The following is a 22740-nucleotide window of genomic DNA, read 5'->3' on the forward strand; positions in this document are numbered from 1 at the left end:
CACGGACTCGCGCCCCCGCCCCGACCTCCTCCATTTGCAAGGCCTACGACCATGACAGACACCCAGGATAAGAACTACATCATCGCCCTGGACCAGGGCACCACCAGTTCACGGGCGATCATTTTCGACCGCGACGCCAACGTGGTCGGCACCTCCCAGCGCGAGTTCGCCCAGCACTACCCGCAGGCCGGCTGGGTCGAGCACGACCCGATGGAGATCTTCGCCACGCAGAGCGCGACCATGGTCGAGGCACTGGCCCAGGCCGGTATCAGCCACGCCCAGGTGGCCGCCCTGGGCATCACCAACCAACGCGAGACCACGGTGGTGTGGGACAAGGAAACCGGTCGCCCGGTGTACAACGCCGTCGTCTGGCAATGCCGCCGCAGCACCGAGATCTGCGCCCAGCTCAAGCGCGATGGCCATGAAGACTACATTCGCGAAGCCACCGGCCTGGTCACCGACCCGTACTTCTCCGGCACCAAGCTGAAGTGGATCCTCGACAACGTCGAGGGCGTGCGTGAACGCGCCGAGCGTGGCGAACTGCTGTTCGGCACCATCGACACCTGGCTGATCTGGAAATTTTCCGGCGGCAAGGTGCATGTCACCGACTACACCAATGCTTCACGCACCCTGATGTTCAACATCCACAGCCTGCAGTGGGATGACAGACTGCTGGAGATCCTCGGCATCCCGCGGCAGATGCTGCCGCAAGTGCGCCCGTCCTCCGAGGTGTACGGCCATACCAAGAGTGGCATCGCCATCGCCGGTATCGCCGGCGACCAGCAATCGGCGCTGTTCGGCCAGATGTGCGTGGAGCCCGGCCAGGCCAAGAACACCTACGGCACCGGCTGCTTCCTGTTGATGAACACTGGCGACAAGGCGGTCAAGTCGTCCCATGGCCTGCTCACCACCATCGCCTGCGGCCCTCGCGGCGAGGTGGCCTACGCCCTCGAAGGCGCGGTGTTCAACGGCGGCTCCACCGTGCAGTGGCTGCGTGACGAACTGAAGATCGTCAACGATGCCCTGGACACCGAATACTTTGCCAGCAAGGTCAAGGACAGCAATGGCGTGTACCTGGTACCGGCATTCACCGGCCTGGGCGCGCCCTACTGGGACCCATACGCGCGCGGCGCGCTGTTCGGCCTGACCCGCGGGGTGAAGGTCGACCACATCATTCGTGCCGCCCTCGAGTCGATCGCCTACCAGACCCGCGACGTGCTCGACGCCATGCAGCAAGACTGCGGTGAGCGCCTGTCCGAACTGCGCGTGGACGGCGGCGCGGTAGCCAACAACTTCCTCATGCAGTTCCAGGCCGACATCCTCGGTACCTGCGTCGAGCGGCCGAAGATGCGTGAAACCACCGCCCTCGGCGCCGCGTACCTGGCCGGCCTGGCCAGTGGCTTCTGGAGCGGCCTGGACGAGCTGCGCGACAAGGCGATCATCGAGCGCGAGTTCAGCCCGCAGCTCGACGAAGCGCACAAGGAGAAGCTGTACGCCGGCTGGAAGAAGGCGGTCGAGCGCACCCGTGACTGGGAAGATCACGAGGTCTGAGGGCGAGCTACAGCTCCGCTCTTACAGAAAAGGTGACGGCCAGAGGGCTATTCGTCCACTGGCCGTCATCCATTTCCTACGGCATCATTGCAGAATTTGTCCGGCAGCCCCAAAGGACCGCCCATGAATCTGCCCCCTCGCCAACAACAAATCCTCGAACTGGTGCGTGACCGCGGTTACGTCAGTATCGAGGAAATGGCGCAGTTGTTCGTCGTGACCCCGCAGACCATCCGTCGCGATATCAACCAGCTCGCGGAGCTCAACCTGCTACGCCGCTACCACGGTGGCGCCGCCTACGACTCGAGCATCGAGAACACCGCCTATGCCATGCGCGCCGACCAGATGCGCGATGAGAAGCAGCGCATCGCCGAAGCGGTGGCGCGGCAGATTCCCGACCACGCCTCGCTGTTCATCAACATCGGCACCACCACCGAATCGATCGCGCGGGCACTGCTCAACCACAGCCACCTCAAGATCATCACCAACAACCTGCACGTGGCCGCGATCCTGGCCGCCAAGGATGATTTCGAAGTGCTGGTGGCCGGGGGCACGGTCCGCCGCGACGGCGGCGTGGTCGGCCAGGCCAGCGTCGACTTCATCAGCCAGTTCAAGGTCGATTTCGCCTTGGTGGGCATCAGCGGTATCGACGAAGACGGCAGCCTGCTCGACTTCGACTTCCAGGAAGTGCGGGTTTCCCAGGCGATCATCGCCAATGCCCGGCAGGTGATCCTCGCCGCCGACTCGAGCAAGTTCGGGCGCAATGCCATGGTTCGCCTGGGTTCGATCAACCTGGTCGATTGCCTGGTGACCGACCAGGCGCCTGCGCCTGGCCTGAGTCAGTTGCTCACTCAATACAAGATACGGGTCGAGGTGGTTTGAGGGCTGGCGGGCGCCTGGCGTTGGACCTTCGTCGCTTTTGACATCGAGCGCCGCGCGGGCGGCGCTCGATGTCAGCAACACCGCAACTATCAAACCAACCACCTCAGGCCACCCATATTTTCGCTTTTGTTCACTTTCTTGTCATCCGATCAGTTTTTTCTATAGAGACTGACTGGCGACGGCCTTTCTGTTGCGCTAATATTTTCGCAAACGAACATTGATGTTCATATTCGATATGAACAACCCCAGGAGGCTTTCCCGTGTCCCAGCCCGTTTCGTCCCAGCCCACCCTCGTCGACTGCTACGACCTCGCCGTGATCGGCGGTGGCATCAATGGCGTGGGTATCGCGGCCGATGCCGCCGGGCGCGGATTGAAGGTGTTCCTTTGCGAAAAGGACGACCTGGCACAACACACCTCCTCGGCCAGCAGCAAGCTGATCCACGGTGGCCTGCGTTACCTGGAGCACTATGAGTTCCGCCTGGTGCGTGAAGCACTCGCCGAACGCGAAGTGCTCCTCGCCAAGGCCCCGCACATCGTCAGGCCGATGCGCTTCGTGCTGCCGCATCGTCCGCACCTGCGCCCGGCCTGGATGATCCGCGCCGGCCTGTTCCTGTACGACCATCTGGGCAAGCGCAAACGCCTGGGCGCCTCGCGCAGCCTGCAATTCGGCCCTGGCTACCCGCTCAAGCCGCATATCACCCGTGGTTTCGAATATGCCGATTGCGCCGTCGACGACGCGCGCCTGGTAGTGCTCAACGCCATGGCCGCCCGTGAGCACGGCGCACACATCCACACCCGTACCCGTTGCCTGCGCGCCGAGCGCGTCGATGGCGTCTGGCAGGTGGAGTTGCAACTGGCCGACGGCAGCCTGCGCAGCATCCGCGCGCGCGCCCTGGTCAACGCCGCCGGGCCCTGGGTCGCGACCTTCATCAGGGACGACCTCAAGCTCGATGCCCCTTACGGTATCCGCCTCATCCAAGGCAGCCACATCATCGTGCCGCGCCTGTACGAAGGCGAACATGCCTACATCTTGCAGAACGAAGACCAACGTATCGTCTTCTGCATTCCCTACCTCGAACGCTTCACCCTAATCGGCACCACCGACCGTGAATACAGCGGCGACCCGGCCCAGGTGGCCATCACCGAGCAGGAAACCGACTACCTGCTGAACGTGGTCAACACGCACTTCAACCAACCGCTCAGCCGCTCCGACATCCTGCACACCTACTCCGGCGTGCGTCCGCTGTGCAACGATGAATCGGACAACCCCTCGGCGGTGACCCGCGACTACACCTTGGCGCTGTCGGCCAGCACTGGCCAGGCACCGCTGCTGTCGGTGTTCGGCGGCAAGCTGACCACCTACCGCAAGCTGGCGGAATCGGCCATGGCTGAACTCAAGCCGTTCTTCCCCCAAATGCGCGGCAGTTGGACGGCCCAAGCGCCGCTGCCGGGCGGCGAGCAAATGACCACCACGCAGGCGCTGGCGGACCAGTTGCTGGCCAAGCATGGCTGGCTGCCAGCAGCTATCGCCAAGCGCTGGGCGGCCACCTACGGCAGCCGCGTGTGGCAATTGCTCGACGGTGTGAGCGGCCCGGACGAGCTCGGCCAGACGATCGGGGGCGGCCTGTTCGGCCGCGAGGTGGACTACCTGTGCGAGACCGAGTGGGCGGGCAGTGCCGACGATATCCTCTGGCGCCGTACCAAGCTTGGCTTGTTCATCAGCGCAGCGGAACGTCTCATCCTCGAGGACTACCTGCGAAACACCCAAGCCAGGCAAACACGGGGGCGTGCCGCCTGACCGCCAGGCAAAGCGTCCTGATGTTCAGCCGTCCAGCCTGGCACGCAGTTCTTGGGCCAAGGTCCGCAGCAGGTGGCGCTCAACCTGCTCGTATTCGTACTTGAGGGCCTGACAACGCAGTGCGAAGGTCCAGTCGTCGATCTGCCCTGCGGCTACCTGCTCTTCGAGCGTGTCCATGCGCACATGCAGCGGCTGCAGGGCCTCTTCGAACCGTGCCGGGTGATACTCGCGTGCGTGGCTCTCCCAGAATGGCCTTTGCGCCAGGGCCTCAGCCACCAGTTCCGGGGTCTCGCTGGCCAGGACCTGGTCGCGCGCGCGGAGCAGGTCGCTGCTGTTGACGTGGGCGAACCCTGGATAATGCATGTCATCGTATTCAAGGGGCAGGTCGAGCGTGGAAGACAATTTGAGCCGGTAATACAAGCGGACCTCGATCTCATCCACGCCCAACGTCTGCTCGGCACGCAACCGCTCGATGTGCCGCACGGCAATTCGGTCGACTTCATCCAGGCGCCACAACGAACGCCCGAGCCGCCAAAGCCGCGTCTCTAGCGCCGTCCCTGGCTCCGCTGACACGGCCCTCTCCACCAGAACGCCGAGTTCAAGCTGCTCCAAGGTAAGCAGCAACCGGTCCTCACAGGTTCTCTGACCGCCGGCTTCGGCAAAAAGACGTATACGCACGGCCTCATGTCGCTCGCAGAACTCGAGAATTCGCCAGATGCGCGAACGGTAGCGCGCCGGTGCCTGGGCGAAGTCTTCGCCATGCACGAAGTCCGCGACGAAGCGCAACAGATCGGAGGCGCCCTGCTCTTCCTGCAATGCTTGGTACGTCGCCCGCCACCGATCACGCTGCGACTGCTCCGCCGCCCCGGCCAACTGCTCGAACACAGCATCGTCGACGGGTCGGTGACGCCGCGAAGGGCCCGCTTGCGCCTCGCCTCTGACTTGCTCGAGCGCGGCCTCGCTGGCCTCATCCAGGGGGTTGTCGTGCAACGCGTGATCTTCCACCTGCAGGCGTAGCTGTTGCAGATCCTGGCGTAACTGACGGATACGGTTGTCTCGTAAATCGACCCAGGCACGACGGGACACCGGCTCGGGCATCTGCTCCAAACCCGTCGACCTGAGCCGCACATCTCGCAGATGGCGCAGTTGGGTCAACACCGGCGCCCGGCCCAACGGGTTGCGGCTCAAGTCCAGCAGTTGCAGGTTGCGCATCCGCTGCAGCCGCTGCTCACCGGCCACATCGAGTTCGATCTGGTTGCGTGACAGCCGCAAACTCCTGAGCTGACTCATGCCTTCCAAACCCGCGGGGATGGTTGAGAGCCGGTTTCGTGAAAGATCCAGCTCCACCAGGTTGCCGAAGCGTTGCAGGAAGTCTTCGTCGATCTCAGCAAGGTCAAGGTTACGCAAGAACAGGCGCTTGACATGATCGAAGCGCACACCTTGCGGTAGCTGCGGCAGGCGCCCGATGCGCTCGCCATCGAAGTCCAGCACATATTCGCCAGCCACATTGGTGATCTTGCGTCTCCAGCAGCGCCGCAGCGCAGTCTCGAGTCGACGCCGGCGCACACCTTGCAGCGGATTGCCGGCAGCCCGGCGCCAATGCCGCAAGCTGCTGCGTAGTTGTCCCAGGTGCTCTTGAAGCTGCATGTAATGAGCCCACAGACCGGTATGCTGTGCGTCCACCGCCAAGAGGTACGCCTGTAGTTCATCATCGCCCAAGGTCGGGAATATCTGTTGAATACCACGGCGGATTGCCTGCCGTGAACCGCCCCCTCGCCCGCTGAGTGGATACCCGAGGCGCCCATCGCCCAGGCGCAGCGGGGGACGATATGCGCTGTGCAGAGGTTGCATGCCGCACCAGTTGGCGGCCTGCGCTCGGTCATTGGCGCTCATGCGTAACAGCCACTTGCCGAGCGCGTCCTCGCTCAGCCCACCGTCCTCGAGCTGAGCCAACTGAGCGTCCTCCAGGCTCAACCATAATGCCCGTTGCAAGCTATGGGAGCGGCCCGATGCGTGGGAAAGACGGTAACCCTCGGAGCGCCGCAATATGTACCTGGTCTGGTCGGCGTCCTGACGGCCTGCACTGGCCAGCAGTGCGCCTTCCTCCGAGTCGTGGCGAAGCTCGAGCCTGAACGTCGAGGGCCAGGAAATCCGCTCGCCCACCAGCCCCATGGCCAGGCGCTCGCTGTCGGCATTGACCGCGCGAGGCAGACACAGCCCAGCACACGCACGGTCCAGACGACGCTCGCGCAATTGCCAACGCGCCCGCTCGGCCAAGGACAGCGGCATGCGCCCCTGCGCCATCAGTTGCTCGAACTCCTCGCCACTGCACTGGCTCATCAACTCACCCACCTGGCGCCTGGACAACCCGGGGAATGTCTTGACCAGCAGGTTAGTGCCTTGCTCAGGCAACGAATCGGCAATCTGCCGTTCCAATGCGGACCCCGCCAGGTCCGGGAAGCGTTCATGCGTCCGATACAGGTCCAGCGCATCGTATAGCCGCGCCGGTGCGTCGCATTGTTCCAAGTGAAGGCGGCGCAATTGAGCCTCGCTCAAGCCAGTGATCTGCAGCAGATGCTCGGCTGTCTCATCGGCAACTGTCGAGAGCCTGGCGCTCACCCGTCGCACGAGTTGCCCGGCCCCCTGCCACTCACCAGGCTGCTCCAGCTCATGGCGCCAACCATCGCCACCGTTGCTTTCCAGGCGCGGTTGCCACGCCTCGCCGCGCGATGCATGGCGGATACGCGTGCTGCCCTGTGCTGGATCTTCGCTCACCCGGTACATGGCGCCGTCCAAGTGCCACATCCATTCATGCAGGCCATCACCTCGGCTCCAGGAAACCGGGTAACCCGGCAGGTCTGCGGCAGCCAGCCGAATGCGCCCGGCGCTCTTGCATACCGGGTGCAGCTCATCCACGAAGGGCGCGCGCTCCAGGTAATGCCGAACGGCGGTCCCCCCCTTGGCGATCAGCACGCCAGCGACGACGGTTTGCGCCACCGAGAACAAATGGTCCAGCGCGCCTTGGCGATCGCCGATCCGCCAGTCCTGATAGCCTTCGTAGACTTCGCCCGCCAACTCGACAGCGGTCACCGTCAGCAAGGCTTCCCCCAATACAGGGATGAACAGCCCCGCCAGGTTCAAGAGGTTCAGGCCAAGTTCGCGATAGGCTTGCAGGCGCGCATCACGCTCCTGCTGATCGACCTCTTCAGTGGGTGTCGCCAGTACGCGGGCATCATCGTACATCTTGTCTATCTGCAACTGGCGTACATGGGTGAACAACGGCGTATCGATCGCCAAGTGCCTGCCATCGAGTTCGGGCGTCTTTCCGGGCGGGCAAGCTTCCACCCGCTCATCCAGGGTTTGGTGAAAGGCCACGCGATCACGTTCGCTGATGAAACGGCTGAAGAATCTGCGATAAGCCCCTCCCGTCAAGCGTCGAGCCAGCGCCAGGAACAGCTCATCCCAGGACCGATACACGCCAATCGGCGACTCGGGATCACCAGGTATCCAGGCAAATACGCTCTGCAGGGGGTCGCCCACTGCAGGACGAAGCTCCAGCGTCACCACACCTCGCACGCACTTACCCAACAGATACAACTGCCGCGAGGCGACGCTTCCGTTAACGGCGGGTACCGTGGGAACCGCGCTGACAAGAGGCAAGAGCATCCAATAGCTCTGCTCGTCCAAGTCGCCCTTGAGTACCGCGCAGCGCACGGCGACCTCCAGATCGGCTTGGACACTTTCCTCGAAACACTGGTGCACGGCCGCCTTCGCCGAGCCTGCAGAGGCTCCAGGCTCATCTTCCGGCTCAAGGCAGTGGCGAAGCATGGCCTGATAGCTGCCCCCCACATCGACCTCGCGACAGCGTCCGGCAAAAACCTCGAAGCCGACGGGCAAGCGCCGGCCCTGGGGGTCGACCAGCCAGCCACGCCGACCGGGTGAAGGGCGCGTTTCAGCGATGTGGAAATTGTGCATTCCCGCTGCCAGCAAGGGCGTGGACGACCGCATCACATGACGACGAATGGGCCACCCCGGCGCCATCGGCGGCAGGGTGATGGTGCGCTCGACGCCAACACGGCAGCGCCGTAGGTCCGCGACCGTCACGCCGGCACGGCTCAATGCCTGGTTCAATCGGGTGAGCGCGAACTCATCCAATGCGGGGATGGCCCGCAAGATCCGCTCAAGGGCAAGCGTTGCCTGTTCCTGGCGCTGCAGCGCTCGATGCAAGCCAATCAGCCAGTCGATGTTTCCATGTTCTACCAACCAGCCCGGCAACTGCCGGGCAATCAAGGTGTCGACTGAATCAGCGGGGAAAAACGTGTCGGTCATAGGCTTCGCTCCTGAGAATGCAGCGACCAGTTAACCAACCCCAAGGCAGGGCGCAGCGGTATTGACGTAGGCCCACGTGTAGGCGGCAATCGGCAATCGTTCGGTTTTCCGACCCAATACGCGAGAAAGATTCGAAAAACCGAACACGAAACCGCGAAAGGTGCCCCCCAGACGCTGCCCCACACCCGCACGATCAGGAGATTTCGCATCTCATATCAGCTTGGCACGACTCATGCTCTACACTCTTCACTCGAATGCACCGCTTCATGCTGTATTCGTTGAACGAAGAGCCCCGCCAACGGCTCCATAAGAAAAACAAACACGTCGAGGAAAATTTGATGCGTATCGTTCGTCAATTGTTGGGCGCCGCCATCGCGGCTGCGGTTATCGCTTCGCCGGCCATGGCCGAAGAGCTGAACGGCACCCTGAAGAAGATCAAGGATTCGGGCACCATCACCCTGGGGCACCGCGACTCCTCCATTCCATTTTCCTACCTGGCCGGCAGTCAAACGCCAGTGGGCTACTCCCATGACATCCAGCTGGCCGTGGTCGATGCCTTGAAGAAGCAGCTGGGGATCGACATCAAGGTCAAGTACAACCTGGTCACCTCCCAGACCCGCATCCCGCTGGTGCAGAACGGCACCGTCGACCTGGAGTGCGGCTCCACCACCAACAACGTCGAGCGCCAACAGCAGGTCGGCTTCTCGGTCGGCATCTTCGAAGTCGGCACCCGCCTGCTGACCAAGGTCAAGGACGGTCAGCCTTCCTACAAGGACTTCCCGGACCTGGCCGGCAAGAACGTCGTGACCACTGCAGGCACCACTTCCGAGCGCCTGCTCAAGGCGATGAACGCCGACAAGCAGATGAAGATGAACGTGATTTCCGCCAAGGACCACGGCGAAGCCTTCAACATGCTCGAAAGCGGCCGCGCCGTGGCCTTCATGATGGACGATGCCCTGCTCGCCGGCGAAATGGCCAAGGCCCGCAAGCCTGCGGACTGGGTCATCACCGGTACCCCACAGTCGTACGAAATCTACGGCTGCATGGTGCGCAAGGATGATCCGGCGTTCAAGAAAGCGGTCGATGACGCCATCGTTGCTTACTTCAAGTCGGGCGAAGTCAACAAGAGCTACGACAAGTGGTTCACCCAGCCGATTCCACCAAAAGGCCTGAACCTGAACTTCCAGATGAGCGACGAGCTGAAAAAGCTGATCGCCGAGCCGACCGACAAGGCTGCGGACGAGAAGAAGTCCTGATCCTCTGATTGTGGCCTGGCGCCCACGGGCGCCAATCAATCCTGCAGGCCACGCATTAGTGTCTAACCTTTCATCCGAGGGCGCTCGCGCCCCCGGATGTTCGAAGGTGCCCGTGAAACAACCGTCTGAGGGGAAATCCCGATGAATTACAACTGGGACTGGGGCGTGTTCTTCAAGTCCACCGGCGTGGGCAGCGAAACCTACCTGGACTGGTATGTCACCGGCCTGGGATGGACCATCGCCATCGCCATTTCCGCCTGGATCATCGCATTGCTGCTGGGGTCGGTCCTCGGTGTCATGCGTACCGTGCCCAACCGCCTGGTTGCCGGCATCGCCACCGCCTATGTGGAGCTGTTCCGCAACGTGCCGCTGCTGGTGCAGCTGTTCATCTGGTACTTCCTGGTGCCCGACCTGCTGCCCGAGGGCCTGCAGGAATGGTTCAAGCAAGACCTCAACCCGACCACCTCGGCGCTGATCAGCGTGGTCATCTGCCTGGGCCTGTTCACCGCCGCGCGGGTCTGCGAACAGGTGCGTACCGGCATCCAGGCCCTGCCCCGCGGGCAGGAAGCCGCCGCCCGGGCGATGGGTTTCAGCCTCTCGCAGATCTACACCAACGTGCTGCTGCCGCAGGCCTACCGGATCATCATCCCGCCGCTCACCTCCGAGTTCCTCAACGTGTTCAAGAACTCCTCGGTGGCCTCGCTGATCGGCCTGATGGAACTGCTGGCGCAGACCAAGCAGACCGCCGAGTTCTCGGCCAACCTGTTCGAGGCGTTCACCCTGGCGACGTTGATCTACTTCACCCTGAACATGGGCCTGATGCTGCTCATGCGCCTGGTCGAGAAGAAGGTCGCGGTACCTGGCCTGATCTCCGTGGGAGGTAAGTAATGGACATGGATTTCAGCGAAATCATCCCCGCCCTGCCCGCCCTCTGGGACGGCATGATCATGACCCTGCAACTGATGGCCATGGGCGTGGTCGGCGGTATCGTGCTGGGTACCATCCTGGCGCTGATGCGCCTGTCGTCGAGCAAGCTGCTGTCGCGTGTGGCCGGTGCCTACGTCAACTACTTCCGCTCGATCCCGCTGCTGCTGGTGATCACCTGGTTCTACCTGGCAGTGCCGTTCGTGCTGCGCTGGATCACCGGGCAGGACACACCGGTAGGCGCCTTCACCTCCTGCGTGGTGGCGTTCATGATGTTCGAGGCCGCGTACTTCTGCGAGATCGTCCGCGCCGGCGTGCAGTCGATCTCCAAGGGCCAGATGGGCGCTGCCCAGGCTCTGGGCATGACCTACGGCCAGACCATGCGCCTGATCATCCTGCCCCAGGCATTTCGCAAGATGACCCCGCTGCTGCTGCAGCAAAGCATCATCCTGTTCCAGGACACCTCGCTGGTCTACACCGTGGGCCTGGTGGACTTCCTCAACTCGGCACGTTCCAACGGCGACATCATCGGGCGCTCCCATGAGTTCCTGATCTTCGCCGGGGTCGTGTACTTCGTCATCAGCTTCTCCGCATCGTGGCTGGTCAAGCGCCTGCAAAAAAGGATCACCGTATGATTTCCATCAAGAACGTCAACAAGTGGTACGGCGACTTCCAGGTGCTGACCGACTGCAGCACCGAGGTCAAGAAAGGTGAGGTGGTGGTGGTCTGCGGTCCGTCGGGCTCGGGCAAGTCCACCCTGATCAAGTGCGTCAACGCCCTGGAGCCGTTCCAGAAAGGCGACATCGTGGTCGACGGTACGTCGATCGCCGACCCCAAGACCAACCTGCCCAAGCTGCGTTCGCGGGTGGGCATGGTGTTCCAGCACTTCGAGCTGTTTCCGCACCTGAGCATCACCGAGAACCTGACCATCGCCCAGCGCAAGGTGCTCGGCCGCAGCGAAGCGGAAGCCACCAAGAAGGGCCTGGCCCTGCTCGACCGCGTCGGCCTGGGTGCCCATGCCAAGAAACATCCCGGCCAGCTCTCCGGCGGCCAGCAACAGCGCGTTGCCATCGCCCGCGCCCTGTCGATGGACCCGATCGTCATGCTGTTCGACGAACCGACCTCGGCCCTGGACCCGGAAATGGTCAATGAAGTACTGGACGTGATGGTCGAGCTGGCCCACGAAGGCATGACCATGATGTGCGTGACCCACGAGATGGGCTTCGCGCGCAAGGTGGCCAACCGCGTGATCTTCATGGACAAGGGCAACATCATCGAGGACTGCCAGAAGGAAGCCTTCTTCGGCGACCCGAGCGCGCGCCATGAACGTACCCAGCATTTCCTGAGCAAGATCCTGCAACACTGAGCAAGATCCTGCAACACTGAGCCGGCCTGCGTCGCTGCCCGACCTTCGGGCAGCGGGCGCTGGTCGTGACAAGGCCACTGTGATGAAATGCGACCCCTCGCTCCTTCTCCCTGCCAAGCCTGTCGTGAAATCCCGCCTGATCCGCCAATTGCTGCTGCCGCCCTTGATCATCCTGTTGATGGTCGGGCTGGGCCTCGCTGGCTACCTGATCAGCGAGAGCAACGGCATCCGCGCCCTGAGCGAAAACGGCGAGCGCCAGCTCGAGCTGCATGCGCGCACGGTCGAGAGCGAAATCAGCAAGTACACCTACCTGCCGAGCCTGCTGGAGCTCGAAGACAGCGTCTCGCAATTGCTCACCAACCCCGACGGCGGCAACCGCCAGGCCGTCAACGAATACCTCGAAGGGTTGAACCGGCGCAGCCGCAGCCGGGCGATCTTCGTCCTCGACACCAATGGCCGGGTGCAGGCCAGCAGCAACTGGCGCGATACCGATTCGTTCCTCGGCGAGGACCTGTCGTTCCGCGCCTACTTCCAGACCGCCGTGCGCGGTGAGCCGGGTCGTTTCTACGGGATCGGCAGCACCACCGGCGAAGCCGGCTACTACCTGGCCCATGGCCTGGAGGAGCATGGCAAGATCATCGGCGTGGCGGTGATCAAGGTACGCCTCGACACCCTGGAGGAGCGCTGGCAGCGGGCGCGCCTGGAAGCCTTCGTCAGCGACGAGAACGGCATCATCATCCTCTCCAGCGACCCGGCACGGCGCTTGAAGTCGGTGCGTCCACTGACCCCGCAGATCAAGGAGCGCCTCGCGCGCAGCCTGCAGTACTACTGGTGGCCGCTCAATGAGCTGCAACCACTGGACCGCGAGATCCTCGCCGACGGCGTGGAGAAACTCACCTTCCCCGCCAACAGCGAGACCGCCCAGGGCAAACCCCATGAAGTGGCCTACCTGGCCCAGACTCGACGCCTGGTCGATACGCCCTGGCACTTCACCCTGCTGACCCCCTTGCAGGACCTGCGTCGCGAGTCGATGGTGCAGGGCATCCTGGTGGGCGTGGCCTTCGCCCTGCTGGCGATCCTCGGCATCGCCTGGAACGAACGGCGCAAGGTGATCGCCACCCGGCTGGCCGCGCGCGAGGCGCTGGAAGAAGCCAACAGCCAGCTGGAGCGGCGCATCACCGAACGCACCGCCGACCTGCGCGCCAGCAACGAACGGCTCAAGGGCCAGATCCGCGAGCGCCGGCATGCCGAGCAGACCCTGCGCCATGCCCAGGACGAGCTGGTGCAGGCCGGAAAGCTGGCCGCCATCGGGCAGATGTCCACCAGCATCGCCCATGAACTGAACCAGCCGCTGGCTGCCCTGCGCACGCTGTCGGGCAACACCGTGCGGTTTCTCGAGCGCGGCGCGCTGGATACCGCCAGCACCAACCTGCGCACCATGAACGACCTGATCGACCGCATGGGGCGCATCACCGCCAGTCTGCGTTCGTTCGCCCGGCGCGCCGACGACAGCGGCCAGGCCTCGCTGGCCAAGGCCGTGGAGGCCAGCCTGCAGGTACTGGGCAATCGCGTCAGTGCCTGCCAGCTGCACGTGCACGATCAGTTCGAAGACCTGCAACTGGCCATCGACCAGACCCGCCTCGAACAGATCCTGGTCAATCTGATCGGCAACGCCCTCGACGCCATGACCCACCAGGCGCAGCCACAACTGTGGCTCGAAGGCGAGCTGCAGGGCGACAAGTACCGCCTGCGCGTGCGCGACAACGGCCACGGCATCGACTTCGAGGCGCGCAAGCACTTGTTCGAACCCTTCTTCACCACCAAGCCAGGCGAACATGGCCTGGGCCTGGGCCTGACCCTCTCGGCGAGCCTCGCCGCCGCCGCCAGGGGCAGCCTCAACGTCGAGCATCCCGCCAGCGGCGGCACTGCCTTCGTGCTCGCCCTGCCCCTGGCCAACCCCATTCAGGAACCTGCGGAGCATCCATGAAGCCAACGCCTCTCACCGTCCTGATCGTCGAAGACGACCCGCATGTGCTGCTTGGCTGCCAACAGGCGTTGGCCCTGGAGGACATCGCCTGCGAAGGTGTCGCCAGCGCGGAGCAGGCGTTGGAGCGCATCGGCGACGACTTCGCCGGTATCGTCGTCAGCGATATCCGCCTGCCCGGCATCGACGGCCTGGAACTTCTCAACCGCCTCAAGGCCCGCGACCGCAGCCTGCCGGTAGTACTGATCACCGGCCACGGCGACATCGACATGGCGGTCGGCGCCATGCGCAACGGCGCCTACGACTTCATGGAAAAACCGTTCTCCCCCGAGCGCCTGGTCGACGTGGTGCGCCGCGCCCTGGAGCAACGCGGGCTGTCACGCGAGGTGTCGGCGCTGCGCCGGCAACTGGCCGAACAGGGTAGCCTCGAAGGGCGCATCATCGGGCGCTCGCCGGCCATGCAGCAGCTGCGCGAGCTGATCGCCAATGTCGCCGATACCTCGGCCAACGTGCTGATCGAAGGCGAAACCGGCACCGGCAAGGAGCTTGTCGCCCGTTGCCTGCACGATTCCAGCCGGCGTCATGGCCAGCCTTTCGTCGCCTTGAACTGCGGTGGCCTGCCGGAGAACCTGTTCGAAAGCGAGATATTCGGTCACGAGGCCAACGCGTTCACCGGTGCCGGCAAGCGTCGCATCGGCAAGATCGAGCACGCCAACGGTGGCACGTTGTTCCTCGACGAGGTCGAGAGCATGCCGCTCAACCTGCAGATCAAGCTGCTGCGTGTGTTGCAGGAGCGCACCCTGGAGCGCCTGGGCTCGAACCAGAGTATCCCGGTGGACTGCCGGGTGATCGCCGCGACCAAGGCCGACCTCGATGCCCTGGGCCAGAGCGGCCAGTTCCGTAGCGACCTGTATTACCGGCTGAATGTGGTGACCCTGGAGCTCCCGCCGCTGCGCGAGCGTCGCGAAGACATCCTGCAACTGTTCGAACACTTCCTGCAGCAGTCGGCGCTGCGCTTCGACCGCGAGGTACCGACCCTCGACAGCCAGACCCTGTCGCGCCTGATGGCCCACGACTGGCCAGGCAACGTGCGCGAACTGCGCAATGTCGCCGAGCGCTACGCCCTCGGTCTGCCGGCCTTCAAGAAAGGCCCCAGCGGCGGTGCCAACCAGGGCCTGGGGTTTGCCGAGGCGGTGGAGGCCTTCGAACGCAATCTGCTCGGCGATGCCCTGCAGCGCACCGGCGGCAACCTCAGCCAAGCCAGCCAGGAGCTGGGCATGGCCAAGACCACATTGTTCGACAAAGTAAAAAAATACGGCCTCGGCTGACACTTCAACCCTGCTCTGGAAAACAACGTGGACCTGGTATTCAAAGCGGCCCTGGGCGCTGGCGTGGTGGTACTCCTGGCGATCCTGTCGAAGACACGCAACTACTACATCGCGGGCCTGGTCCCGCTGTTCCCGACCTTTGCCCTGATCGCCCACTACATCGTCGGCAAGGGGCGCGGCGTGGACGACCTGAAGACCACCATCGCCTTCGGCATGTGGTCGATCATTCCGTACTTCGTGTACCTGGCGACGCTGTACGTGCTGGTCGACCGCCTGCGCCTGGAGGCATCGCTGGCCCTGGCCACCGTCGCCTGGCTGATGGCGGCGACGCTGCTGGTGACTGCCTGGGTGCGCCTGCACTGAAGCGCTTGCCGGGCTAGAGCCCGGCGAGGTGGGTCAGGTCCTGCCGATGCGCTTGCAGGTAGGGCAGTACGGCGCCCAGCAAAGGCGCCTTGAACGGCTCCTGGAAGCGATGCGCCAAGCCAGGTATCAGGCGCAACTGGCTGCCCTGGATGTGCGCCGCCAGGTGCACCCCATGCATCACCGGCAGCAACGGGTCGGCGGTGCCATGCACCACCAGGGTCGGCACCCGCAACTGATCGAGCAATTCGACGCGGCTCGGCTCGGCGAGAATGGCCATGATCTGCCGCTTCGCCCCTTCGGGGTCGAACGCCCGGTCGTAGGCAGCGGCCGCCTGCTGCAACAGCGCCTGGCGATCATCGGGCACTTGCGGGCTGCCCAACGCGGCCAGCAAGTCGGCCTGCTGCTCGATGGCCACCTCGCGGCTCGGCGCACTGCGCCTGGCCAGCAGCGCCACCAACGCGGGTGCCGGGGCCGGCAGCCCAGCAGCGCCCGAGCTCGACATGACCAGGGTGAGGCTGCGCACCCGGTCTGGCGCCATGGCCGCCATGTGCTGGGCGATCATTCCACCCATGCTCACCCCCAGCACATGAAACTGGCGAATCTGCAGGGCATCCATCAGGCCCAGGCCGTCACCTGCCATGTCGGTCAGGGTGTAGGGCGCAGCCACCGCCAGGCCCAGCTTGTAGCGCAGCATTTCGACGGTCAGGTTGGCCGCAGGCGGTTGCTGGCTCCAGCGCGACAGGCCGACATCGCGGTTGTCGTAGCGGATCACCCGGAAGCCTTGGCGGCACAGCGCCTCGACCACGTCGTCGGGCCAGTGGATCAACTGCCCGCCCAGGCCCATGACCAGCAGCAGGGCCGGGTCGCGGGGCGCACCGACGCTCTGGTAGACCAGGCTGACCTCGCCCAGCTCGGCGCGTTGTACCGGCACATGGGTGTCGCAGCGCGGCTGGGCGAAGCCCGCCGGCACACTCAGCAGAAAGAAGAAAAGAACAAGTAAAGCCCGCATGAAAGAAACACCAGAATGCAGATCCCCAGTAGATCGCGAGTCTGATGAATTCCTTGCGTTCGCGCTGCCACAGTTCAGTGACAGTTTGATGACCGCTGCCGAGCGGTCATTGAGATACACCTGTCGACAGCCTCCTCAACATGAGGGAAACTCAACTCCTGCCTATCGTTTTCCTGAATTGTTCCCGGAGTCAGCCGTGCTGGAGATGCGTCACCTGAAAACCCTTCATGCCTTGCGCGAAGCCGACAGCCTGGTTGAGGCTGCCGAGCGCCTGCACCTGACCCAATCGGCGCTGTCGCACCAGTTCAAGGAACTTGAAGAGCGCCTGGGCCTGCCGCTGTTCGTGCGCAAGACCAAGCCCATCCGCTTCACCAGCGCCGGCTTGCGCCTCTTGCAACTGGCCGACGCCACCCTGCCGCTGCTGCGTGGCGCCGAGCGCGACATCGCCCGGCTGGCTGGCGGCACCGCCGGGCGCCTGCACATGGCCATCGAATGCCACAGCTGCTTCCAGTGGTTGATGCCGACCATCGACCAGTTCCGCGATGCCTGGCCGGAGGTCGAGCTGGACCTGGCCTCGGGCTTCGCCTTCGCTCCGCTGCCAGCCCTGGCCCGAGGCGACCTGGACCTGGTGGTGACCTCCGACCCACTGGACCTGGCCGGTATCACCTATGTGCCGCTGTTCACCTACGAGGCCATGCTGGCGGTGGCCAACCAGCACCCGCTGGCCAGCAAACCGTACATCGTGCCCCAGGACCTGATCGACCAGACGCTGATCACCTACCCGGTAGAGCGCGATCGCCTGGACATCTTCACCCGCTTCCTCGAACCGGCCGACATCGAGCCCGCCGCCGTGCGCACCTCGGAGCTGACGGTGATGATGATGCAATTGGTGGCCAGCGGCCGAGGGGTATGCGGCATGCCACACTGGGCACTGCACGAGTACAGCTCGCGCGGTTATGTGAAGGGCAAGCGCCTGGGCGAAAAAGGCCTGTTTGCCACGCTCTACGCGGCAGTGCGCACCGACATGCTCGATGCGCCCTACATGCGTGACTTCCTGTTGACCGCCAAAGACACCTCGTTCGCCACCCTCGATGGGGTCAGCGCGGTGCGTTGAGCGCCTGGCGGTAGAGAGGCAGGATCAGGTCGCGGGTCAGGGGTGCCAGCTCCAGGGCTGGCATCTGGTCCGGGGCCAGCCAGAACACTTCCTCGATTTCCGCGGCAGGCATGACATCGGCGTCGGTATCGACGCGAAACAACTGGGCCTGCACCTCGAAACCCGGCTCGTTGGCCGCCGGCGCACTGAACTGGCCCAAGGGGCTGGCCTGGGCCGGGTCGATACGCAGGCCCAGTTCCTCGTGCAGCTCGCGCACCAAGGCCTGCACCGCCGTCTCGCCAGCGTCGATCTTGCCGCCAGGTTGCATGAAAGCCTGGGTACCGCGCTTGCGCACCAACAGGGTACGGCCTTGTGGGTCGATCAGCAGGGCGGCGGCGATGCGGATGATGTTGGGCATGGGGTCTCGCACAAAAATAGGGGGTCGTATCGCCGCGACATTCTACAGTGATCCACGACGAACGGCCCCTTGCCAAAGCTCCCCTTCCCCACCATAACCACTACATGAACCTGCCAGCCCTGCAACACCCCGTGCTCGAGCTGTTCCACCCTGCCGTCGGCGCCTGGTTCCGTCGCCACTTCGCCACGGTCACCGACGCCCAGGCCCGCGCCTGGCCGCTGATCCATGCCGGCCAGTCGATGCTGCTCGCCGCCCCGACCGGCTCGGGCAAGACCCTCAGCGCCTTTCTCGCGGTGCTCGATGAGCTGTTCCGCGAGGGCCTGGCCCACGGTGGCGCGCTGCCCGCGCAAACCCAGGTGGTCTACGTCTCGCCACTCAAGGCGCTGTCCAACGACATCCGCCTGAACCTGCAGGCGCCGCTCGAAGGCATCGGCCAGGAGCTTGCCGAGCAGGGCCTGCCGGCGCCACGCATCACCACTGCGGTGCGCACCGGCGATACGCCGCAAAAGGAACGCGCGGCGATGCGCAAGCTGGCCCCGCATATCCTGGTGACCACCCCCGAGTCGCTGTACGTGCTGATGGGCTCGGCTTCCGGGCGTCAGGGCCTGGCCAACGTGCACACGGTGATCGTCGACGAGATCCATGCCCTGGCCGGCAACAAGCGCGGCTGCCACCTGGCGTTGACCCTGGAACGCCTGCAGCACCTGTGCGGCCGACCGCTGCGGCGCATCGGCCTGTCCGCCACCCAGCGCCCGGTCGAACGGGTGGCGCAGTTCCTGGTCGGCCAGCAACGCCCGTGCGCGATCGTCGACGTCGGCCATGCCCGCCAGCGCGACCTGGCCATCGAGGTGCCCCCCGTGCCGCTCGGCGCGGTGATGGCCACCGATGTCTGGAACCTGGTGTACGACCGCCTGGCCAGCCTGGCCCGCGCGCATCGTACGACGCTGGTGTTCGTCAACACCCGGCGCCTGGCCGAGCGCCTGACCCGCCATCTCAGCGACCGCCTGGGCAAGGATGCGGTAGCCGCGCATCACGGCAGCCTGGCCAAGGAGCTGCGCCTGGATGCCGAGCAACGCTTGAAGAACGGCCAGTTGCAGGTGCTGGTGGCCACCGCCTCGCTGGAGCTGGGCATCGACATCGGCGATGTCGATCTGGTCTGCCAGATCGCCTCGCCAGGCTCGATTGCCGCGTTCCTGCAACGTGTGGGCCGCTCCGGGCACCAGGTCGAAGGCGTTCCCAAGGGCCGCCTGTTCCCGACCTCGCGCGACGACCTGATCGAATGCGTGGCCCTGCTCGACTGCATCCGCCTGGGCGAACTCGACCAGTTGCACATCCCCAAGGCGCCACTGGACGTGCTGGCCCAGCAGATCGTCGCCGAAGCCAGCAACCAGGACTGGCCGGAGCAGGCGCTGTTCGATTGTCTGCGCCAGGCCACGCCCTACGCCGACCTCGACATCGGCCACTACCAGGCCCTGTTACGCATGCTCGCCGAAGGCTACAACGGCCGCCAGGGCGTGCGCAGTGCCTACCTGCACCGCGATGCGGTCAGCGGCATGCTCCGTGGGCGGCGGGGCAGCCAGCTGACGGCACTGACCAGCGGCGGGACCATTCCCGAAACCGCCGACTACGCCGTACTGCTCGAACCCCAGGCGCTGAACATCGGCAGTGTCAACGAGGACTTCGCCGTGGAAAGCATCGCTGGCGACATCTTTCAGCTGGGCAATGCTTCGTACCGCATCCTGCGCGTCGAGCCGGGCCGCGTGCGGGTCGAGGACGCCCACGGACTGCCGCCGACCATACCGTTCTGGCTCGGCGAGGCGCCGGGGCGCAGCGACGAACTGTCGGCGGCCGTGGCACGGCTGCAGGCCCGTATCGACGAGCAGCTGACACTCAGCGGCGGCGATTTCGCCCCGGTGCTGGCCTGGCTGCAGGCCACCTTCGAGCTGGGCGAGGACAGCGCCAGCCAGTTGCTCGACTACCTGGGGCGCACCCGCGAAGTGCTCGGCGCCCTGCCCTCGCAGCAGACGCTGGTGATGGAGCGCTTCTTCGACGAGTCCGGCGGCACCCAGCTGATCATCCACTCGCCCTACGGCAGCCGGATCAACCGCGCCTGGGGCCTGGCCCTGCGCAAGCGCTTCTGCCGCACGTTCAACTTCGAATTGCAGGCCGCCGCCAGCGAAGACGCGATCGTGCTGTCGCTCTCTACCAGCCACAGCTTCGAGCTCGACGAGGTGTGGCGCTACCTGAACAGCCGCAGCGCCGAGCCGATCCTCGTCCAGGCGCTGCTCGACGCACCGCTGTTCGGTGTGCGCTGGCGCTGGAACGCCGCCGTGGCCATGGCCCTGCCGCGCTACGCGGGCGGGCGCAAGGTGGCGCCGCAGATCCAGCGGATGAAGAGCGAGGACCTGATCGCCGCGGTATTCCCCGACCAGATCGCCTGCCTGGAAAACCTCGCAGGCGAACGTGAAATCCCCGAGCACCCGCTGGTGGAGCAAACGCTCGACGATTGCCTGCATGAGGCCATGGACAGCGAAGGCTGGCTGGCCCTGCTGCGGCGCATGGAAAACGGCGAAGTACGCCTGCTGAGCCGCGACTTGCCGGCGCCGTCGCCACTGGCCTCGGCCATCCTCAACGCGCGGCCCTATGCCTTCCTCGACGATGCCCCGCTGGAAGAGCGGCGCACCCAGGCGGTGTTGAACCGGCGCTGGAACGAGGTGCACAGCGGCGACGACCTCGGCGCGCTGGACGCCGATGCGATCGCTGCCGTGGCCCAGGAAGCCTGGCCACAGCCGACCCGGGCCGACGAGATGCACGAAGCCTTGATGAACCTGGGCGCGATCAGCCAGGACGAAGTCCAGGCCAACCCCAGTTGGGCCCTGCTGCTCAGGCAACTGGCAAAGAACGGGCGTGCCTTGCGCCTGCCGGCACACAAGCTCTGGCTGGCCCGCGAGCGGCAGAACCTGCTGCAGGCGCTGTACCCTGGCGCCGCCCTGGAACCCGACCTGCAGGTGCTGCCCGGCTTCGACCAGGTGATCGACCGGGACAGTGCCTTGAGCGAGCTGCTGCGTGCTCGCTTGAGCGGGCATGGCCCCTCGTCCCTGGTGCAGATCGCCGCGCCGCTGGGCCTGCCCGGCTCGGCGGTAGAGCAGGCACTGGCTCGGCTGGAGGCCGAAGGCTACGTGCTGCGCGGTCATTTCAGCCCCGGCCAGGCCGAGCGGCAATGGTGCGAGCGACACCTGCTGGCGCGCATCCATCGCTACACGGTCAAGCGCCTGCGCCGGGAAATCGAGCCGGTCAGCCTGCAGGATTACCTGCGCTTCCTGTTCGACTGGCAGCACCTGGCCCCTGGCGAGCGCTTGCGCGGGCCGCAGGCGGTGGCCGAGGTGCTGGGCCAGCTGCAGGGCTTTCCCAGCGCCGCCGGAGCCTGGGAGGCCGAGCTGCTGCCGGCGCGCATCGTCGACTACAGCCCGCAGTGGCTCGACGACGCCTGCCGCAGCGGGCAATTCAGTTGGTGCCGGCTGGCGGCGACGGTGTCCAGCAACACCCTGTCGAGCACACCACTGGTACTGCTGCCCCGCGAGCACCTGGCGCAGTGGCGAAGCCTTGCCCCTGCGCCGGGCGAGGACGTGCTTGGCGCACGTGCGCAGCGGGTGCATGACGTATTGCAGGCGCAAGGGGCTCTGTTTTTCGATGAGTTGGCGCAAGAGGCCCGCCTGCTGCCCAGCGAGCTGGAAACCGCCCTGCAGGCGCTGGTGGGCGCCGGGCTGGTCGGTGCCGACAGCTTCACCGGCCTGCGCAGCCTGATCACCCCGGCGGCAAAACGCTCATCGCGTAATAGCCGGCGTGGCCATCCGCCGATCTCCAGCAGCATGGCCCATGCCGGACGCTGGGCCCTGCTGCGCCGGGGCGCGGCCACCCTGGACGAACACCAGCGCCTGGAACACATCGCCCACGCCCTGCTGCGCCGCTACGGGGTGATCTGCTGGCGCCTGCTGGAGCGCGAAAGCGACGTACTGCCGCCCTGGCGCGAGTTGCTGCGCTGCTATCACCGCCTGGAGGCACGCGGCGAGATACGTGGCGGGCGCTTCATCGCCGGGCTGGCCGGCGAGCAGTTCGCCCTGCCGGAAGCCGTCGGCCTGCTCAGGCAGGTGCGCCGGCGTGAGGCCGATGGCACGCTCACGGTGGTCAGCGCCAGCGACCCACTGAACCTGATCGGCTCGCTGTTGCCCGGGGCGAAGGTGCCGGCCGTCAGCGGTAATCGCTTGCTGTATCGGGACGGGGTACCGGTGGCTACGCGGGTCGCCGGGCGTTACAGCTACCTGGTCGAAGCTTCGCCAGAAGAGCAGGAAAGCTGGCGGCAGAAGTTGCTGCGCCATCCATGAAGCCGGAAAGCCCCTACATTTTTTAATGTTCAGCGCGGCGCAACTTGGCTATGTTCGAT

General features: G+C 65.0%; 15 protein-coding genes. 12 read left to right on the top strand and 3 right to left on the bottom strand.

The window, feature by feature from the left end; translation table 11 throughout:
• The first annotated feature begins 51 nt into the window (after window positions 1-51).
• The 3 genes from glpK (at window position 52) to glpD (ending at window position 4229) form a co-directional block, all read left to right on the top strand.
• Window positions 52-1551 carry a glycerol kinase GlpK gene (glpK, locus tag IAE37_RS11960; protein ID WP_201173766.1) on the top strand — a complete coding sequence of 500 codons (1500 nt, stop codon included), beginning with the start codon at window positions 52-54 and terminating at the stop codon, window positions 1549-1551.
• A gap of 123 nt (window positions 1552-1674) precedes the next feature.
• On the top strand, window positions 1675-2430 hold the full coding sequence (glpR, locus tag IAE37_RS11965) for a DNA-binding transcriptional repressor GlpR (protein WP_201173768.1): 756 nt from the start codon (window positions 1675-1677) through the stop codon (window positions 2428-2430).
• Window positions 2431-2690: 260 nt separating this feature from the next.
• A complete protein-coding gene (gene glpD, locus IAE37_RS11970; protein WP_201173770.1) occupies window positions 2691-4229 on the top strand; it encodes a glycerol-3-phosphate dehydrogenase in 1539 nt (512 codons plus the stop codon).
• 24 nt (window positions 4230-4253) lie between these two features.
• Here the strand turns inward: glpD and IAE37_RS11975 are convergent, their stop codons facing one another.
• Entirely contained in the window at window positions 4254-8558 is a 4305-nt protein-coding gene (locus IAE37_RS11975; RefSeq protein WP_201173773.1) for an NEL-type E3 ubiquitin ligase domain-containing protein, read from the bottom strand.
• A gap of 338 nt (window positions 8559-8896) precedes the next feature.
• Here IAE37_RS11975 and IAE37_RS11980 point away from each other — a divergent pair, with 338 nt between their 5' ends.
• The 7 genes from IAE37_RS11980 to IAE37_RS12010 all read left to right on the top strand — a co-directional run bounded on the left by IAE37_RS11980 (window position 8897) and on the right by IAE37_RS12010 (window position 15779).
• Window positions 8897-9814, top strand: a complete 918-nt coding sequence (locus IAE37_RS11980) for a glutamate/aspartate ABC transporter substrate-binding protein (RefSeq protein ID WP_201173775.1) — start codon at window positions 8897-8899, stop codon at window positions 9812-9814.
• A gap of 141 nt (window positions 9815-9955) precedes the next feature.
• Window positions 9956-10702 (top strand): amino acid ABC transporter permease, encoded by a 747-nt coding sequence (locus IAE37_RS11985; protein WP_201173777.1) that lies wholly within the window; start codon window positions 9956-9958, stop codon window positions 10700-10702.
• A complete protein-coding gene (locus tag IAE37_RS11990) occupies window positions 10702-11373 on the top strand; it encodes an amino acid ABC transporter permease (RefSeq protein WP_201173780.1) in 672 nt (223 codons plus the stop codon). Before IAE37_RS11985 ends, IAE37_RS11990 begins: the two co-directional genes overlap by 1 nt.
• Entirely contained in the window at window positions 11370-12104 is a 735-nt protein-coding gene (locus tag IAE37_RS11995; RefSeq protein WP_201173783.1) for an amino acid ABC transporter ATP-binding protein, read from the top strand. The genes IAE37_RS11990 and IAE37_RS11995 overlap by 4 nt, the downstream gene beginning before the upstream one ends.
• Before the next feature lie 82 nt (window positions 12105-12186).
• Window positions 12187-14091, top strand: coding sequence for a sensor histidine kinase (locus tag IAE37_RS12000; RefSeq protein ID WP_201173785.1), 1905 nt, complete (start codon window positions 12187-12189; stop codon window positions 14089-14091).
• Window positions 14088-15416, top strand: coding sequence for a sigma-54-dependent transcriptional regulator (locus IAE37_RS12005; protein ID WP_201173787.1), 1329 nt, complete (start codon window positions 14088-14090; stop codon window positions 15414-15416). Before IAE37_RS12000 ends, IAE37_RS12005 begins: the two co-directional genes overlap by 4 nt.
• Window positions 15417-15443: 27 nt before the next feature.
• Window positions 15444-15779: a GlpM family protein gene (locus IAE37_RS12010; RefSeq protein ID WP_201173789.1), complete on the top strand. Its 336-nt coding sequence runs from the start codon at window positions 15444-15446 to the stop codon at window positions 15777-15779.
• Window positions 15780-15792: 13 nt separating this feature from the next.
• On the opposite strand, the gene IAE37_RS12015 is transcribed toward IAE37_RS12010, so the two are convergent.
• Window positions 15793-16788: an alpha/beta fold hydrolase gene (locus tag IAE37_RS12015; RefSeq protein ID WP_201173790.1), complete on the bottom strand. Its 996-nt coding sequence runs from the start codon at window positions 16786-16788 to the stop codon at window positions 15793-15795.
• A gap of 196 nt (window positions 16789-16984) precedes the next feature.
• Here IAE37_RS12015 and metR point away from each other — a divergent pair, with 196 nt between their 5' ends.
• Window positions 16985-17902: a transcriptional regulator MetR gene (gene metR, locus IAE37_RS12020; RefSeq protein WP_136913219.1), complete on the top strand. Its 918-nt coding sequence runs from the start codon at window positions 16985-16987 to the stop codon at window positions 17900-17902.
• Here metR and IAE37_RS12025 read toward each other — a convergent pair.
• A complete protein-coding gene (locus tag IAE37_RS12025) occupies window positions 17886-18299 on the bottom strand; it encodes an NUDIX hydrolase (RefSeq protein WP_201173792.1) in 414 nt (137 codons plus the stop codon). The two genes, metR and IAE37_RS12025, sit on opposite strands and share 17 nt — an antisense overlap.
• Before the next feature lie 104 nt (window positions 18300-18403).
• Between IAE37_RS12025 and IAE37_RS12030 the strand changes: the two genes are divergently transcribed.
• Window positions 18404-22681 carry a DEAD/DEAH box helicase gene (locus IAE37_RS12030; RefSeq protein WP_201173794.1) on the top strand — a complete coding sequence of 1426 codons (4278 nt, stop codon included), beginning with the start codon at window positions 18404-18406 and terminating at the stop codon, window positions 22679-22681.
• The last annotated feature ends 59 nt before the right edge of the window (window positions 22682-22740 follow it).

This window comes from Pseudomonas sp. S31 (assembly GCF_016648105.1).
Classification (GTDB): domain Bacteria; phylum Pseudomonadota; class Gammaproteobacteria; order Pseudomonadales; family Pseudomonadaceae; genus Aquipseudomonas.